Raw genomic sequence first — 15,457 nt, 5'->3', positions numbered from 1 at the left:
CATGGCACAGAACTTCTCGCTCAAAGATCAGTTGTTTAACGCGGAAAAGACCCGTTATTTGGCGGGCCTTTTCGCCGATGCTGATCCATCCTTTCATGCCAAGGCGTTCGAGGCAAAGGTCATGTCACGGCTGCTGGAGCTCGAGCTTAAAGAGCGCATGGCCTGGATTGCCGACTGCCTGCAAAAGACCGTACCCGGAGAGCTGCCGACTGTCGCGCCGATCCTTCTGCGCGCACTGCCACCGCCTTTGGACCCAACCAAAACAGATGATGATTTCGGCGATTTCATCTTTGCGCCTTTGGGGGATTGGATCGTTTCAGTGGGGTTGGAGCATCCTGATCTGGCTTTGGACGTGCTTGAAGAACTGACCCAACGGTTTTCGATGGAGTGGGCCATTCGCCCATTCCTCAACCGCTATCCGGATCAGGTCTTGGCGCGGATGGAACTATGGTGCGGGCATGACAGCTATCACGTGCGCCGTCTGGTCAGTGAAGGCACACGACCACGGTTGCCTTGGGGGCAGGCGGTAGAGTTGGAGCTGACCGACCCGCTGCCATTGTTGGACCGGCTACATAGTGACCCAACACGCTATGTTACGCGGTCTGTGGCGAACCATCTGAACGACATCACCAAGAAAGACCCTGCGCTGGTGCTGGACCGGTTACAGGAATGGTCCGAAACCGGGACACAGGATCGGGACGAACTGTGCTGGATGACCTCACATACGCTGCGAGGGCTGGTGAAGGCCGGCCATCCCGGTGCCATGAAGATGTTGGGCTTCGATCCCGAGGCCGAGATAACCGCAAGCGTGCAGGTAAACCAAGAGGCGCGGATTGGTGGGGCGCTCGAGTTCGATGTCTCGCTGAACGGTGCGGGGGATCAACCTGTTCTGGTCGACTATATCATTCACTTTCAACGCCCTGGCGGCAAAACTTCGGCCAAGGTGCATAAGCTGAAGCAGGCGACCTTGCGCGGTGGTGCGCTGAGTCTGACCAAGAAGCACAAGCTGAAAGGCAATGCGACCACGTTCAAGCTGGTTCCCGGCGCACATCGGCTAGAGATTCAGGTGAATGGGCGGGTTCGCGCCTCGGTCGATTTCGACCTGCTGAGCTAGGGCAGGACCCTCACGCTTTTGTCAAAATTGGTAGCAGTGGTTGCACAGGCGGCAGTGCTGCATTAGCTGCGAAGCAGCCAGTGAGGAAAGGGGTGCTGCGATGAAGCATGAATCAGTGCAGAATTACTATGGCGAGGTCCTTCAGGGCAGCGCGGATTTGCAAACCAACGCTTGCTGTACTCCCGATGACATGCCGGACCATGTCAAAAAGATCCTCTCAAAAATTCATGATGATGTGCTGACGCGCTACTATGGTTGCGGCTTGATCGCGCCGCTGGATCTGGAGGGGATGAGCATCCTTGATCTGGGTTGCGGGGCTGGTCGCGACGTTTATGCCCTGTCTGCGATGGTGGGTGAAAAGGGTCGCGTGGTCGGGGTCGACATGACGCCGGAACAGCTAGACGTCGCCCGCGCGCATCAGGATTTCCACGCGCAGGCCTTTGGTCATGCTGCCAGCAATGTAAAATTCCATCACGGCTACATCGAAAAGCTGGATGAGCTGGACCTGGAACCCGGTTCCTTCGATATCATTGTCTCGAATTGTGTGATCAATCTGGCCACCGACAAAGAGGCCGTCCTTTGCGGTGCCCATCGTCTGCTGAAAGAGGGTGGTGAGATGTATTTCTCGGACGTCTACGCCGACCGTCGTGTTCCGCAGGCCATGGCCAAAGATGAAGTTTTGTACGGCGAATGCCTGTCCGGCGCACTGTATTGGAACGATTTTCTGTCGATGTCGCGCAAGGCGGGATTCGGTGATCCACGCCGCGTCACGCACCGCCCGCTGACCATCGAGAACCCTGTGCTGGAAGAACGCGTCGCACCGCTGAAGTTCCTGTCGGCGACTTATCGACTGTTCAAACTGTCCGAACTGGAACCCGCTTGCGAGGATTACGGGCAGGCCGTCATCTACAAAGGCACCATCCCGCACGCGCCACATCTGTTCGAACTGGATGACCACCACGCGATCGAGACAGGCAAGGTGTTTCCGGTCTGCGGCAATACATGGATGATGTTGAACGATACCCGTTTCGCGCGGCATTTCGACTTTATCGGTGATTTCTCGACGCATTATGGCATCTTCGATGGTTGCGGCGGCGAAAGCCCGTTTGAAGCCACCGGCGCGATCACGAGCGCGTCGACCGGCGAGGCTACTTCGGGCGGCTGCTGCTGATCACTTGCACCGGACGGGTGGGGTTGCTATCCCCGCCTAAGCCCGATGAATTTGATCGGGAAAAGGCAACGAGGCCCATCGGTGACAATAGACGTAACTCCTCCTCGTCTGGAAATTCGCAATCTTAACGCACGTTACGAGGGGCGGGTTGTAGTTGACGACGTCTCTTTGACGGTTGAAGCAGGGAAAGTGACTTGCCTGCTTGGGCCTTCGGGGTGCGGCAAGTCGACCACGTTGCGCATGATCGCCGGGGTTGAGATGCAGGAATCCGGTGAGATCTATGTCGACGGCAAGCTGATCTGCGACACCGTGTTCCGGGTTCCGCCCGAACGCCGCGAGATCGGCCTGATGTTTCAGGACTTCGCGCTGTTTCCGCATCTTAGCGTGGCAGACAACGTGGCCTTTGGCCTGACGGGGCAAAAAGAAGAAAAGCGCGCGCGCGTTGATGAGTTACTGCGCAAAGTTGATCTTATCCACTTCATCGACCAATTCCCGCATCACCTGTCCGGGGGCGAGCAACAACGTGTCGCTCTGGCCCGCGCACTGGCCCCGCGTCCGCGGATCATGCTGATGGACGAGCCGTTCTCGGGCCTCGACAACCGGCTGCGCGACGGTATTCGGGATGAGACGCTGGCGATCCTCAAGGAAGAGGATGCCGCCGTTGTGTTGGTGACGCACGAGCCCGAAGAGGCGATGCGCATGGCTGATGAGATCGCACTGATGCGCCGCGGCAAGATCGTGCAGCAAGGTGCGCCTTACAACGTCTATACCCGTCCGGCTGACAAAGCGGCTGTGGCATTTTTTAGTGATGTGAACGTGTTGCAAGCGCAAGTGAATGGAGCGTTGGCCGATACACCCTTTGGTCAGTTTCTGGCGCCGGGCATTCCCGACGGCACAGATGTTGAGATTGTATTCCGGCCACAGCACGTGCGGTTGGACTTTGACCGCAATGGCAAAGGCCCGCTGCCGACGGCAACCGATGGCGTTGCGGCCCGCGGCACGGTCGAGAGAGCGCGGTTCTTAGGCAACGAAAGCCTGGTCGAGTTCCGCATGGACCATGATGGTTCCGTTCTGAAGGCCACGGTGCCGAATGTTTTTGTACCAAATCCGGGACGGGTCATGTGGCTGACCATTCGCCGGGATCGGTGCTTTGTTTTCCCCATTTAGGGCCTGAAAACGTAGTTTAGGCTCAAGTGGTGCGCGAAAGCCTCAGATTGCAGGCGTGCTTTGCTTGCCGCCGCGCGGGGGCGGGTCTATCAAGGTCAAAACGCTGCGGTGGATGGGGCAAATGCGTATTCTTCTGACCAATGATGACGGCATCAACGCGCCGGGCCTGATCACGCTTGAGGCGATTGCCGCCGATCTGGCTGGGCCCGACGGAGAAGTCTGGGTGGTTGCACCTGCGTTCGAGCAATCGGGTGTCGGCCATTGCATCAGCTATACCCATCCGATGATGGTCGCCAAACTGGGGGATCGGCGTTTCGCCGCCGAGGGCTCGCCCGCCGATTGTGTGCTGGCCGGTCTGCATGACGTGATGAAGGACGCGCCGCCCGATTTGGTGTTGTCTGGCGTGAACCGGGGCAACAATTCGGCGGAAAACACGCTGTATTCCGGCACTGTCGGTGGCGCGATGGAGGCCGCGTTGCAGGGCATTCCGGCGATTGCCCTGTCTCAATATTTTGGTCCGCGTAATCTGGGGCTGGACGATCCGTTCGAGGCCGCGACCCGGTTCGGGGCGGGTCTGGTGCGGAAAATTTTGGACGCGACCCCGGGCGAACAGGGCGATTACTGTCTGTTCTACAACGTAAATTTCCCGCCGGTGCCCGCAGACGAGGTTCTGGGCACCCGGATCGCACCGCAAGGATATCGCCGCGATACGCATTTCTCGGTCGAGCCGCACAGTTCGCCCTCTGGGCGGCGGTTCCTGTGGATCAAGGGTGGGTATCAGCACAACCCAACCGCGCCGGGCACGGATGCAGCGGTTAATCTGGCGGGCTACATCTCGGTCACGCCGATGCGAGCGGATCTGACGGCGCATGACGCGCTTGAGGCATTGAAGACGATCGAATGACCGGACCAGATCCAGAAACAATCATGCAGTTCCTGTTTGCCCTGCGATCGCGCGGGGTGACGGATGCGCGTGTGCTGGCCGCGATGGAGCAGGTCGACCGTGGCCGCTTTGTCAAAGGTCTGTTTGCCGATCGCGCGTATGAGGACACACCTTTGCCGATTGCCTGCGGGCAGACGATCAGCCAGCCGTCAGTTGTGGGGCTAATGACACAGGCGCTGGACGTACGCCCGCGCGACACAGTGTTAGAGGTCGGTACAGGCTCGGGCTATCAGGCGGCGATCCTGTCCAAACTGGCGCGCCGGGTCTATACGGTCGAACGCCACAAGCGACTGGTGCGCGAAACCGGCGCGCTGTTTCGCGAGCTGGGGCTGACCAATGTCACCGCGATGCTGTCGGATGGATCCTTTGGTTTGTCCGAACAGGCCCCGTTTGACAGGATCATTGTGACGGCTGCGGCAGAAGACCCTCCAGGGCCGCTCTTGGCGCAGCTTAAAATCGGCGGTATCATGGTTTTGCCGGTGGGACAGTCGGATGCGGTTCAGACCCTGATCCGGGTCAGGCGGACCGAGACCGGTCTGGACTATGACGAATTGTTACCCGTTCGTTTCGTGCCCTTGTTAGAAGGGCTTGGCAGGGACGGGGCGTAAAAGAATATTCTGCAACATGCGCCGGAACCCCGGAAAACACGGGCAGGCGTTGAGGACAGTACAATGAGAGCAGTTTCCAAATCAGCGATGCTCCGCTGCGTGACAGGTGTGGCGGCTTTGGCGATTCTGGCAGGGTGCGAAGGCCCGCTGGACTACGATCTGCGCGGGCAGGTCGGCGGATTTTCGACCGCAGATGCCGCGCGAGGGGTGACCGCGAACCGGCCAGCACCGGATGCTCGCGGGGTCATCACCTATCCGAACTATCAGGTGGCCGTTGCGCAACGCGGCGATACGGTCGCCTCGGTTGCTGCCCGCGTCGGTTTGCCCGAGGGAGAGTTGGCCGTGTTCAACGGTCTCAAACCGACGGACAAATTGCGCGACGGCGAGGTTATCGCCCTGCCGCGCACGGTCAGTTCGACCAGTTCGGTGGATATCGCCTCGATAGCCGGAACCGCGATTGATGAGGCGCCGGCAGATGGCTCGGTACGGACATCGACGCTGGCGCCCGCCCAACCTGCGACCGCGCCTGCACCGGCCCCTGTGGCATCGGGGCCCGAGCCGATCCGTCACCAGGTCAAACGCGGCGAGACGGCATACACTATCGCACGGCTTTACGATGTGCCGGTGGATGCGCTGGCCGAATGGAACGGGTTGGGGTCGGACTTTACCGTGCGGGAGGATCAGTTCCTGTTAATCCCGATCAAGAACCAGCCTGCTCCAAGACAAGCGGCTGTGCCCGCCAGCAATGTGACACAACCCGGCCAGGGCTCGCCCACGCCGACACCGCCAAGTGCCACGCAACCGTTGCCGGACGAGGTGATCGCTCCGGCCACACCTGCGCCCGACGTGACGGCCGAGGCTCCGACAAACCAAAGTAATTCTGCCCTGGGATTGCCAGTTACCGGGACGATCATTCGTACCTATGACAAGGGCAAGAATGAAGGGATCGACATCGCCGGACAGTCGGGAGCTGCGGTAAAGGCAGCCGAAGCCGGGACCGTTGCGGCGATCACCGCAGATGCGGATCAAGTGCCGATCATCGTGGTTAAACACAACAGCGACCTGCTGACCGTCTATGCAAACGTCGACAAGATCACGGTTAAAAAGGGTGACCGTGTGCGCCGAGGTGAGCAGATTGCATCCTTGCGGGGTGGGGATAATTCCTATGTCCATTTCGAGGTGCGCAAAGGGTTCGAATCCGTCGATCCGGAACCTTATCTGAAGTGATTGGAATGGCCCATTTCGGGCCATATACCTGACAGCCGGGTTTAGGCGTGCGGGTCGAAATCGCTCAGTGTTTTGCCGGGCTCGTCAGCGAAGATTTCCGGTAGGGGTGAGACAGCTTCGATCAGGTCGATGCGGAACACGCGGAACCCTTCGCGCAACTCACACCATGCGGTAAGGGTCCAGACGCGGCCCCAGTACTCCATATGAAGAGGGCGAATGGTGCGGTCTGTCAGAACGCCGTCGATACGGCGATAGGACAGGTGCAGTTTCTGCCGGGTTTTGATCGCGGACCGAATCGGAGCCATATGCGCCAGCCCCCGCGCAGCGTCGGCAAACGGGTAGACGGCGAATTTCCACGTGTCCGCCTCGGCCACGACTTGGGTGGGCAGTACAGCGTCAATCTTGTCGGCCAGGGTTTCTGCGGCGGCCTTCAGATCGGGGTCTGCGGCCTCGGCCACGATGGCCATGCCGAGGTTCAGCGCTTCAAGCTCGGCCGGGGTCAGGTTCAGCGGGGGCAGGGTGATTTGCTCGCGAACCATATAACCCACACCGCGTTCACCCTCGACCGGAACGCCCGAGGCCACCAGCGTGTCCATATCGCGATAGATTGTACGAACCGACACTTCGAGCCGGTCCGCAATATCCTGCGCGCGGTGCAGTTTGCCGTCGCGCAGGATCTGAATGATGTCGAACAGACGATCAGAGCGGCGCATGACACGCCGCCCGGACCGCGTTTATGCGGTCATGTTCCATAGCACATTCTCGTGGCGCATCTGGACGCTGTCGGGTTGGATAGCGGCCATCAAGGCCGGGGCAAAGGATTGCTGCGGGAATTGCGCCGCTGCGTCCTTGGCGGCCTTCATATCCGTCCAGATTACATAGTCGGTCCAGCGGCCATCTTCACCCTGGCTTAGCTGACGGTGGGCAAATCCAGGGGCCGAGCGGACGAACGTCTCGGACGCCTGGCTGAGTTTGACGAACTCTTCCGGTGTTGTCCCGTTGGTGAGAGTGAAGGTGACGATTTCAGCAACATGGGTCATTTGATTCTCCGTTGACCAGGTTTCGATGCCCTGTTCCTAATGTCCTTCAACTGACATAAACCTGTCAGTTGTGAAATGCCAGCCTTCAAAAATTGCGTGATCGGATCAATTTTGAGCGCGGAATTGATCTGGCGCACTTTTGCGCAGGGCCAAGCAGGCGTAGACACAGACCCAGATCACATTCCCGGCGCAACGCGTCGACGTACAAGGAGAAGAGACATGCTCAACAATATCGGCCTTCCCGGTCTGCTACTGATCGCCGTTGTGGTGCTGGTGCTGTTTGGCCGCGGTAAAATCAGCTCGTTGATGGGTGAAGTGGGCAAGGGCATCACCTCGTTCAAGAAGGGCGTCAAAGAAGGCGCGGACGAGCTGGAGCAGGACGCTGCCGAAGTGGCCAAGGACGTCACGCCCGAGACCGACAAAGACAAGGCCTAAGCGCAGATGTTTGATCTGGGTTGGACCGAGCTTCTGGTCATTGGCATTGTTGCCCTGATCGTTGTGGGACCAAAGGACCTGCCGGTTCTGTTTCGCAATGTTGGCCGCTGGGTTGGCAAGGCCCGTGGTATGGCGCGCGAATTCAGCAGCGCCATGAACGAGGCCGCGGATCAGGCAGGTGTGAACGAGATCAAAAAAGGTCTGAACGCGGCCGCCAATCCCGTCAGCACCGCCATGGACAGCGTTAACGAGGCGGCGCGGGACGTTGCCAAAAGCATCGATCCCACCAAGTTCGACCCCGACAGCGAAACAGGCAAGTTGGCGGCTGAGCGGGCTGAGCAGGCCAAGAAGATTCAGGCCTCAACTGCCCGTGCTGCGGCTGAGCGTAAGGCCAAAGAAGCAGCAGATGCGCTAGCCAAAGCCGAAGAGGCCGAGGCCGCGCTGAAGACTGAAAGCAAGACATGACAAAGACCGACGAGATCGAAGACAGCTCGGCCCCGCTGATTGAGCATCTGGCGGAACTGCGCACGCGGCTGATCCACTGCGTCGTGGCGTTTTTGGTTGGGATGATCATCTGTTTCACTGTGGCCACGCCGCTTTTCAACTTCCTAACTAACCCTTTGTGCGAAGTTTTGGCCGAACGCGGGCAGGATTGCGGGTTGATTTTCATCTCGCCGCAAGAAGGGTTCTTCGTCGCTATCAAGGTCTCGCTGCTGGGTGGCTTTATCTTGGCCTTCCCATATATCGGGATGCAGATGTGGCGCTTCGTGGCGCCAGGCCTCTACCGATCGGAAAAGAACGCGTTCCTGCCATTCATGCTGGCCTCGCCCTTCATGTTCCTTCTGGGGGCAAGTTTTGCGTTCTATGTCGTAACACCACTGGCTTATGACTTCTTCCTCGGGTTCCAGCAATTTGGTGCCGAAGGAGAGGCCGTGGTCGAAGGCGCAACCGCGGCTCCGCTGAGCGTGGTGTTCCAGGGCTCGGCGCAGGAATACCTGAACCTGACGATCAAGTTTATCGTGGCCTTTGGCCTGTGTTTTCAACTGCCCGTTTTGTTGACCCTTATGGGGAAGGCGGGGCTGGTTACGGCTGAAGGACTGGGCTCGGTTCGGAAATACGCAGTGGTTGCCATTCTGGTGCTTGCCGCGCTGGTGACACCGCCTGATGTGATTACGCAGGTTATTCTGTTTGTGGTGGTCTACGGCCTGTATGAGATTTCGATCTTCCTAGTCGCCCGGGTCGAAAAAAAGCGCGAAGAGCAACTGCGTGCCGACGGCTACTATGACGACGAAGAAGAAGCCGACGAAGAGATCGTGCGGGAAGAAGACAGCAAGTAACCCCGCTGAAAACCATGCAACAGGCGCGCTCAATAGGCGCGCCTTTTTCGTGCCTGGCCCTTGTTGCGCCGCTTCGAACATGGTTTGAACCGCGCAAGACATGACGCCGGAGGCCCCAATGGACGACCAAGCCCTGAACCGTATCGCCGACGCGCTGGAACGGATGGCACCAGCCCCTTTGGACGCGCCCGATTTCGCGGCTGCCCCGGCATTTGTCTGGCATGTTGAACCGGATCGGCTGGAGCCCGTCACGCAGGTCAACCGCGTCGATCTGGATTTGCTGGTGGGCATCAACCGGTCCCGCGATACTCTGCTGGACAATACGCGCCGATTTGCTGCCGGCTTCAAAGCAAATAACGCGTTGCTTTGGGGCGCGCGGGGGATGGGGAAATCCAGCCTCGTCAAAGCTGTTCACGGCACGCTGCAGATGGATTTCCCAGATCTGAAGCTGGTGGAACTCCAGCGCGAGGATATGGGCTCAGTCGCCCGCCTTCTGAATCACCTGCGTGCCGCACCGCACCGGTTCATTCTGTTCTGCGATGACTTATCGTTTAGTCATGACGACCAGCACTATAAATCGCTCAAGGCAGTGCTGGACGGGGGTATCGAAGGGCGCCCGGAAAACGTCGTATTCTACGCCACCTCGAACCGCCGCCACCTGATGCCGCGCGATATGATCGAGAATGAACGCTCCAGCGCGATCAATCCGTCTGAGGCGGTTGAGGAAAAGGTTTCACTGTCTGATCGGTTCGGCCTGTGGTTGGGCTTCCATCCTTGTGATCAGGACGAATACCTAGCGATGATCGACCGCTATTGCGGGGCATATGGCGTGTCGGTTGACGCTGAAACCCTGCGTGCCGAAGCCATCGAATGGCAGGCAACGCGGGGCGCGCGGTCGGGCCGCGTGGCTTGGCAATTCTTCGTCGATCTGGCCGGGCGCAACGGCGTGCACATCGCCTAACCCGCCCGCTTCATCTTTTTCCAAATACTCACGCCGGAGGCATGGCCCAAAGGGCCATTCCTTACAGCAAAGATAAAATCCGAGCGGCTTCGTCTGCCGTGCTGGTCAACGCATCGCGATCCTCACCGGGATGGAATCGCGCACGTACGGCGGTTGGCATCGGGGCAGGTTCGACAATTGAAACCCTCGGGCCGGTACGTTTGGTCTCTTGTGCCCAGCCACGTGCCAGCGCCATCTGCGCCGCCTTGGTTGCACCGTAGATGCCGTAAAACTTCTGACCGGCTTTCGGATCGTCAAAGAACACGGCATGGCCGGTTTCACCCAACAGGGGGGCAATATAGGGGATCAGAACTGACGTCGCCGTGGCGTTGGTATTTACGGCCTTAGTCCACTCTTTCGGGTCGATGAAATGCGTGGGTGTCAGGGCCGAGGTGTGAACGGCTGTGTGCAGCCACAAATCCACCTTGCCCCAGCGATCATAGATGCCCCGGCACAACGTCGCCATGGCGTTGGGGTCGGCGATATCCATCGGTGCCAGGGTTGCGGCACCGCCTTTGGCCCGAATGCGGTCATCCAGTTCTTCCAGCCCGCCGGTGGTGCGGGCAACGGCGACAATGTGATATTCGGGTGCAAGTGCCTCGGCCAGGGCAGCGCCCAACCCACGAGAGGCCCCGGTGACGAGGGCAATTTTGGTCTGATCGGTCATGACAGGGGTTTGAACCCCCGCACGCAGGGCGTCAAGACAGATTAACTGCCGGGTATGACGATCCGCTTGGTCTGGCCGCTTTGTCGCAGCATTACGCCGTCGGCATCAATTGCAACGATGGTGCCCGAAGACACGCGGCTGCCCAGCTTGACCTCTTTCACACGTCCCGAAGACATACGCATAAGGGCCCGCATGTCCGATTTCGGGCCAAAGACCCCCAGAACAGACAAAGAGCTTTTTTTCAGCGCGCCTTTTTGCGTGGCCGCGCTTTTGACAGTGGCGTTTGACATGTATTCCGGCCTGACCACAGCGGCCCGACCCCTTGATTGAGTGGTTGGCAACCTGCGGGCTACCAAACCGGATCAGAAAGGAAAAGCCCGGTTGGTCGAGCACTTCCCAAGGGGATTCGGCATTGCGGCGAAGCCCTTGCGATTGCAATTTCTTCACCGATGGGTTGTGGCGGAAATCTACCGATGCGGCCTGCCAGGCAGACAGAAAAAGGCCCGCATCACATCGGTGAAACGGGCCAAAAAGCAAGGTCGATTCGGATCATATCCTATCCCGAGGCCAGCTTCGCGCTGTTCCACGAGCCGCCCGGAACCTGCATATCTGCGCGTTTCTTGCTGACCCGATTGCTGTTTTCGAGACTGTCCAGATAGTCATCGCTGACGCTGCCGGTGATGTAATTGCCGTCGAAACAGGAACAGTCAAAGGCTTCGATCTCGGGGTTGCCTTCTTTGGCCGCCCAGATCAGGTCGTCGAGATCCTGATAGAACAGGGCATCTGCGCCGACTTCCTGACGGATTTCTTCGATATCTTTGCCATTGGCGATCAGTTCATGTTTGGTGGGCATGTCGATGCCATAGACGTTGGGGAATTTTACCGGCGGTGAGGCGCTGGCGATGTACACTTTTTTAGCCCCGGCTTCGCGGCACATCTGCACGATCTTCTTGATTGTATTGCCGCGCACAATGGAATCGTCGATCAGCAGAACGTTGTGATCGCGGAACTCCAACGGAACGGCGTTCAGCTTGCGGCGCACCGATTTCTGGCGCTCTTCCTGGCCGGGCATGATGAAGGTTCGCCCGACATAGCGGTTTTTGACCAGACCTTCGCGGTATGGAATGCCGGTGGCCTTAGCGACCTCAAGCGCCACGGGGCGGGCGCTGTCGGGCACGGGGATGATGCGGTCGATCTCAAGCCCTGCGGCTTGGATCTGGCGGGCCAGCGTCTGACCCATGCGCATCTGGGTTTTGTAAACCGAAACGCCATCCAGCAGCGAATCCGGGCGGGCCAGGTAGACATATTCAAAGATACACGGGGTCAGTTGACCTTCGACCGCCTGGAAGGTGTGCATGTTTCCATCCAGATCAATCAGTATGGCCTCACCGGGGTTAAGGTCGCGCAGCTTTTCAAAGCCGTTGATGCCAAAGGCCACATCCTCTGAGGCAAAGGCGTAATCGTCGCCGTCGCCGTCCACATCGCGCTTGGCGACGGAAAGAGGACGGATGCCATAAGGATCGCGGAACGCCAGCATGCCGACACCGGCAACCAGACAGATTACCGAATAGGCGCCTTGGATTCGCTCCATCGTCATCTTCACACCGGCAAAGATGTTGCGGATCGGTTCGCCGTTGCCGTTGACCTTGATCGCATCGGCAACCTTGTCGGCCAGCACGTTCAGCAGGATTTCGGAATCCGACGTGGTGCGCAGGTGACGGCTGTATTTGGCGGTCACCTTCTCACGCTGTTCGGCGGTGTTGGTTATGTTGCCATTATGAACCAGATAGATGCCATAGGGCGCGTTCACAAAGAACGGCTGCGCCTCGGACGCGCTGAGCGATCCTGCGGTCGGGTACCGCACATGACCCATGCCGATCTTACCCAGAAGAGTCTCGGCGTCTTGTGCGTTGAACACGTCCTTGACCAGACCATTTGCCTTCTTTTCACGGAAGAAACCGTCGTTATAGGTGACGATCCCCGAGGCATCCTGACCCCGGTGCTGAAGCATCAGCAGCCCGTCATAGATTTCCGCAAAGACATCATGTGTCCTGCTTGCGATCCCTAAAATCCCACACATGTACGGGCTCCAATTTCCATGACGTTTTGACTAGCGGTGATGATCTGAACGTCTGCATGGGTATGCCAGTGCGCCTTGTTTCCATCCCGGCTGATGATGCAAACGCGCCAATGTCACGAGGGCAAGCGCGAGAGAAAACAGGTACAGCAAGATCGGTGGCTCCGATTCCATGTCAGTTCGGCCTCCACATAATGCCTAATGCGCCCTGTGTCATCAAAGGATCACATTCACCAATCGTCGCAGGTGCGTTTTATGAAAGGTGACTGGAATAGGTGACATATAGGCATGCTTGTGCTGTCATGGTGCAAGAAGCGGTTTTTTACCTAGTGTATGAGTTTCGATAGGACGTTAGCCATGTGGGAACACAAGCAAGGAAGAAAAAAAGAAGACCCAGTAAAACGCCGGTGCCATCGCTGCCGTGGCATGGGCCGGTCGCCTTGTCCGATTTGCAATGGCTCTGGCGAGGTGATCAAAAGCCGCGATATCCACGGCAAACCCATAATGGGCCGCTGCGAGGGGTGCTTTGGTCTGAAGAACACCCGATGCACGGTTTGCGGTGGAGAAGGTTTTTTAACTGAATACGTCTGAAAGGCGGCCAAGAAAAAAGCCCGGTCAATGCCGGGCTTTTTCTTATTCAGTTGCGGTCGGTGCCGTGGTTTCCGATGCCTCTGGCGCCTCGGTGCCGGCGCCACAGCTTGCCACCAGCTCTTCATATTGTTGGGTGACCCAACCCAGCCATTGCTCGGGGTTTTGTTCTTCGATGCGGTCGCTGAATTGTTCGAACACTTTGGCGGAACGGCTTTCGTCGACCATCGTATAAGATTGACCGGTCATGACCGTGTCATAGACAAAGAAGGCGATAGCCACCAACAGGATGCCGCGCGCGATGCCAAAGAACAAGCCAAGCGCCTGATCCAACCCGCCAATGGCCGAGCGTTGCACGATCGATGAAAACAGCGGAGTAAAGATGCTGACCACGATCAGAGCGATCGCAAACACGGCGGCAAAGCCGGTGATCACCGACAATTCGCAGCTGTCGCGCAGGAAATCTCCGACGACCGGGATCTCTTTCACCAGCGGAACGGCCTGGGGTGCAAAAATAAAGGCCAGTACGGCGGCTGCGACCCAGCCCGCGATGGCCAAAACCTCTCGTAAAAATCCGCGTGAATAGGCCAGCAGGCCTGACACGACGATGATCAGGGCAACCACCCCGTCGATAATTGTAAAACCTTCCATGGCCCTCGCCTGTACTTTTTTTCAGCCCCTCAAGGCGTTACCTTAACCTGCTCCGAAGGTTTCGCCAACAAACCCCACCAAATCAGAGGGTCGGGTGAGTGTCAGACCTGCCACAGTACCGGTTTTGCCGCCCGCCGGAGCGATTGCCGACGTGAAACCAAGTTTTTGGGCTTCTTTCAACCTGTTTTCTGTCTGTGGGGCCGGTCTAAGTGCCCCGGATAACGAGATTTCTCCAAAAATCACCGTATCAGCGGGCAGAGCTGTGTCTTCTCGGGCACTCAGCAATGCGGCCGCCACGGCAAGGTCGGCGGCCGGTTCGCTGATTTTCATCCCTCCGGCGACGTTCAGGTAAACGTCCAACCCGGCAAAGGGGATGCCACAGCGTGCTTCAAGAACGGCAAGGATCATGGCCAGCCGCCCACTATCCCATCCGACCACGGTACGGCGGGGTTGGGAATGCGGGGACGGTGCCACAAGTGCTTGCAATTCCACCAAAACAGGGCGGGTGCCCTCAATTCCGGCGAAAACGGCCGAACCGGGGCTGGGGGTGCCGCGTTCCGACAGGAACAAGGCCGAGGGGTTTGTGACCTGCGCCAACCCTTTGCCGGTCATTTCGAACACACCGATTTCATCAGCGGGGCCAAAACGGTTTTTCACGGCGCGCAAGATGCGGAACTGATGGCCACGTTCACCTTCGAAATAGAGCACGGTGTCGACCATGTGCTCGACCACGCGGGGGCCTGCGATCTGGCCTTCCTTGGTGACATGGCCGACCATGATGATTGATACGCCGTGTCGTTTCGCAAACGTTGTCAATTCATGCGCTGCGGCCCGGACTTGTGACACTGAGCCGGGGGCGCTGTCCACATTGTCGGCCCACATGGTCTGAATCGAGTCGATGATGGCCAGACCGGGCTTTTCAGCCTCAAGCGTCGTCAGGATGTTGCGTAGGTTGGTCTCAGCCGCCAGTTGAACCGGCGCGTCCTCGAGCCCCAGACGGCGGGCCCGCATTCGAACCTGCGCGCTGGCTTCTTCGCCGGAAACATAGATGGTTTTGACGCCCGCACGGGAAAAGCGCGCCGCGGCCTGCAGCAGAAGGGTGGATTTGCCGATGCCGGGGTCGCCGCCCACCAGCAGGGCCGAGGCGGGAACAAGGCCACCGCCAAGCACGCGGTCCAGTTCCTCAACTCCGCAAAGCGTACGGGGCGGGGGTGTTTCTTCGGTCGACAGATCAGTGAGTGCGATGGACTGGCCGCGTTTGCCGCCCAAGGATTTCTTGGCGGGACCCGCCGAAAGGGGTACGTCCTGCGAAATGGTGTTCCACTCGCCGCATGCGTCACAACGCCCGGACCAGCGCGAATGCGACGCGCCGCAGGCCGAACAGGAGAAAGTCGTTTTTGCCATGCGGCCTTGGTGCCCGAGGATCGGCGGT

At 58.7% G+C, this 15,457-nt stretch carries 17 protein-coding genes; 10 read left to right on the top strand and 7 right to left on the bottom strand.

The features are described 5' to 3' along the window. Position 1: 1 nt before the first annotated feature. The 6 genes from ACR3EP_RS06295 (at position 2) to ACR3EP_RS06270 (ending at position 6,230) form a co-directional block, all read left to right on the top strand. On the top strand, positions 2 to 1,114 hold the full coding sequence (locus ACR3EP_RS06295; protein ID WP_480636877.1) for a DNA alkylation repair protein: 1,113 nt from the start codon (positions 2 to 4) through the stop codon (positions 1,112 to 1,114). Between the two features lie 100 nt (positions 1,115 to 1,214). Beyond that, entirely contained in the window at positions 1,215 to 2,285 is a 1,071-nt protein-coding gene (locus tag ACR3EP_RS06290; protein ID WP_480636875.1) for a methyltransferase domain-containing protein, read from the top strand. 45 nt (positions 2,286 to 2,330) lie between these two features. Continuing rightward, complete coding sequence (locus tag ACR3EP_RS06285; RefSeq protein ID WP_425080527.1) at positions 2,331 to 3,452, top strand: ABC transporter ATP-binding protein; 1,122 nt, start codon at positions 2,331 to 2,333, stop codon at positions 3,450 to 3,452. A 121-nt stretch (positions 3,453 to 3,573) separates the two neighbouring features. Further along, complete coding sequence (gene surE, locus ACR3EP_RS06280) at positions 3,574 to 4,356, top strand: 5'/3'-nucleotidase SurE (RefSeq protein ID WP_480636872.1); 783 nt, start codon at positions 3,574 to 3,576, stop codon at positions 4,354 to 4,356. Further along, a complete protein-coding gene (locus tag ACR3EP_RS06275) occupies positions 4,353 to 5,003 on the top strand; it encodes a protein-L-isoaspartate(D-aspartate) O-methyltransferase (protein WP_480636870.1) in 651 nt (216 codons plus the stop codon). Before surE ends, ACR3EP_RS06275 begins: the two co-directional genes overlap by 4 nt. A 63-nt stretch (positions 5,004 to 5,066) precedes the next feature. Further along, positions 5,067 to 6,230: a LysM peptidoglycan-binding domain-containing M23 family metallopeptidase gene (locus tag ACR3EP_RS06270; protein ID WP_170348916.1), complete on the top strand. Its 1,164-nt coding sequence runs from the start codon at positions 5,067 to 5,069 to the stop codon at positions 6,228 to 6,230. Between the two features lie 41 nt (positions 6,231 to 6,271). Here the strand turns inward: ACR3EP_RS06270 and ACR3EP_RS06265 are convergent, their stop codons facing one another. Beyond that, positions 6,272 to 6,943, bottom strand: a complete 672-nt coding sequence (locus ACR3EP_RS06265; protein ID WP_170358768.1) for a helix-turn-helix transcriptional regulator — start codon at positions 6,941 to 6,943, stop codon at positions 6,272 to 6,274. Positions 6,944 to 6,964: 21 nt separating this feature from the next. Continuing rightward, complete coding sequence (locus ACR3EP_RS06260; RefSeq protein ID WP_480636867.1) at positions 6,965 to 7,270, bottom strand: hypothetical protein; 306 nt, start codon at positions 7,268 to 7,270, stop codon at positions 6,965 to 6,967. A 219-nt stretch (positions 7,271 to 7,489) separates the two neighbouring features. Between ACR3EP_RS06260 and ACR3EP_RS06255 the strand changes: the two genes are divergently transcribed. From ACR3EP_RS06255 to ACR3EP_RS06240, 4 genes are all read left to right on the top strand, one after another. Then, positions 7,490 to 7,705 carry a twin-arginine translocase TatA/TatE family subunit gene (locus tag ACR3EP_RS06255; RefSeq protein ID WP_170348913.1) on the top strand — a complete coding sequence of 72 codons (216 nt, stop codon included), beginning with the start codon at positions 7,490 to 7,492 and terminating at the stop codon, positions 7,703 to 7,705. A gap of 6 nt (positions 7,706 to 7,711) precedes the next feature. Next, positions 7,712 to 8,170, top strand: coding sequence for a Sec-independent protein translocase protein TatB (tatB, locus tag ACR3EP_RS06250; RefSeq protein WP_170348912.1), 459 nt, complete (start codon positions 7,712 to 7,714; stop codon positions 8,168 to 8,170). Then, positions 8,167 to 9,042, top strand: coding sequence for a twin-arginine translocase subunit TatC (tatC, locus tag ACR3EP_RS06245; RefSeq protein WP_170348911.1), 876 nt, complete (start codon positions 8,167 to 8,169; stop codon positions 9,040 to 9,042). The genes tatB and tatC overlap by 4 nt, the downstream gene beginning before the upstream one ends. Positions 9,043 to 9,160: 118 nt before the next feature. Beyond that, positions 9,161 to 10,003 carry an ATP-binding protein gene (locus tag ACR3EP_RS06240; RefSeq protein ID WP_170348910.1) on the top strand — a complete coding sequence of 281 codons (843 nt, stop codon included), beginning with the start codon at positions 9,161 to 9,163 and terminating at the stop codon, positions 10,001 to 10,003. Between the two features lie 61 nt (positions 10,004 to 10,064). Here ACR3EP_RS06240 and ACR3EP_RS06235 read toward each other — a convergent pair whose 3' ends face one another. The 5 genes from ACR3EP_RS06235 to radA form a co-directional block, all read right to left on the bottom strand. Beyond that, positions 10,065 to 10,709 carry an SDR family NAD(P)-dependent oxidoreductase gene (locus tag ACR3EP_RS06235; protein ID WP_480636866.1) on the bottom strand — a complete coding sequence of 215 codons (645 nt, stop codon included), beginning with the start codon at positions 10,707 to 10,709 and terminating at the stop codon, positions 10,065 to 10,067. A gap of 41 nt (positions 10,710 to 10,750) precedes the next feature. Further along, positions 10,751 to 10,999, bottom strand: coding sequence for a hypothetical protein (locus ACR3EP_RS06230; protein WP_170348908.1), 249 nt, complete (start codon positions 10,997 to 10,999; stop codon positions 10,751 to 10,753). Between the two features lie 266 nt (positions 11,000 to 11,265). Next, complete coding sequence (gene purF, locus ACR3EP_RS06225) at positions 11,266 to 12,789, bottom strand: amidophosphoribosyltransferase (RefSeq protein ID WP_170348907.1); 1,524 nt, start codon at positions 12,787 to 12,789, stop codon at positions 11,266 to 11,268. Positions 12,790 to 13,419: 630 nt separating this feature from the next. Beyond that, positions 13,420 to 14,025, bottom strand: coding sequence for a CvpA family protein (locus tag ACR3EP_RS06220; RefSeq protein WP_170348906.1), 606 nt, complete (start codon positions 14,023 to 14,025; stop codon positions 13,420 to 13,422). 42 nt (positions 14,026 to 14,067) lie between these two features. Continuing rightward, on the bottom strand, positions 14,068 to 15,429 hold the full coding sequence (radA, locus tag ACR3EP_RS06215; RefSeq protein ID WP_170348905.1) for a DNA repair protein RadA: 1,362 nt from the start codon (positions 15,427 to 15,429) through the stop codon (positions 14,068 to 14,070). Positions 15,430 to 15,457 lie beyond the last annotated feature (28 nt).

The sequence above is a fragment of the Ruegeria sp. BB10 genome (assembly GCF_056535725.1).
The sequence above is the reverse complement of the archived record's forward strand: the minus strand, read 5'-3'. Positions and strand labels throughout refer to the sequence as shown.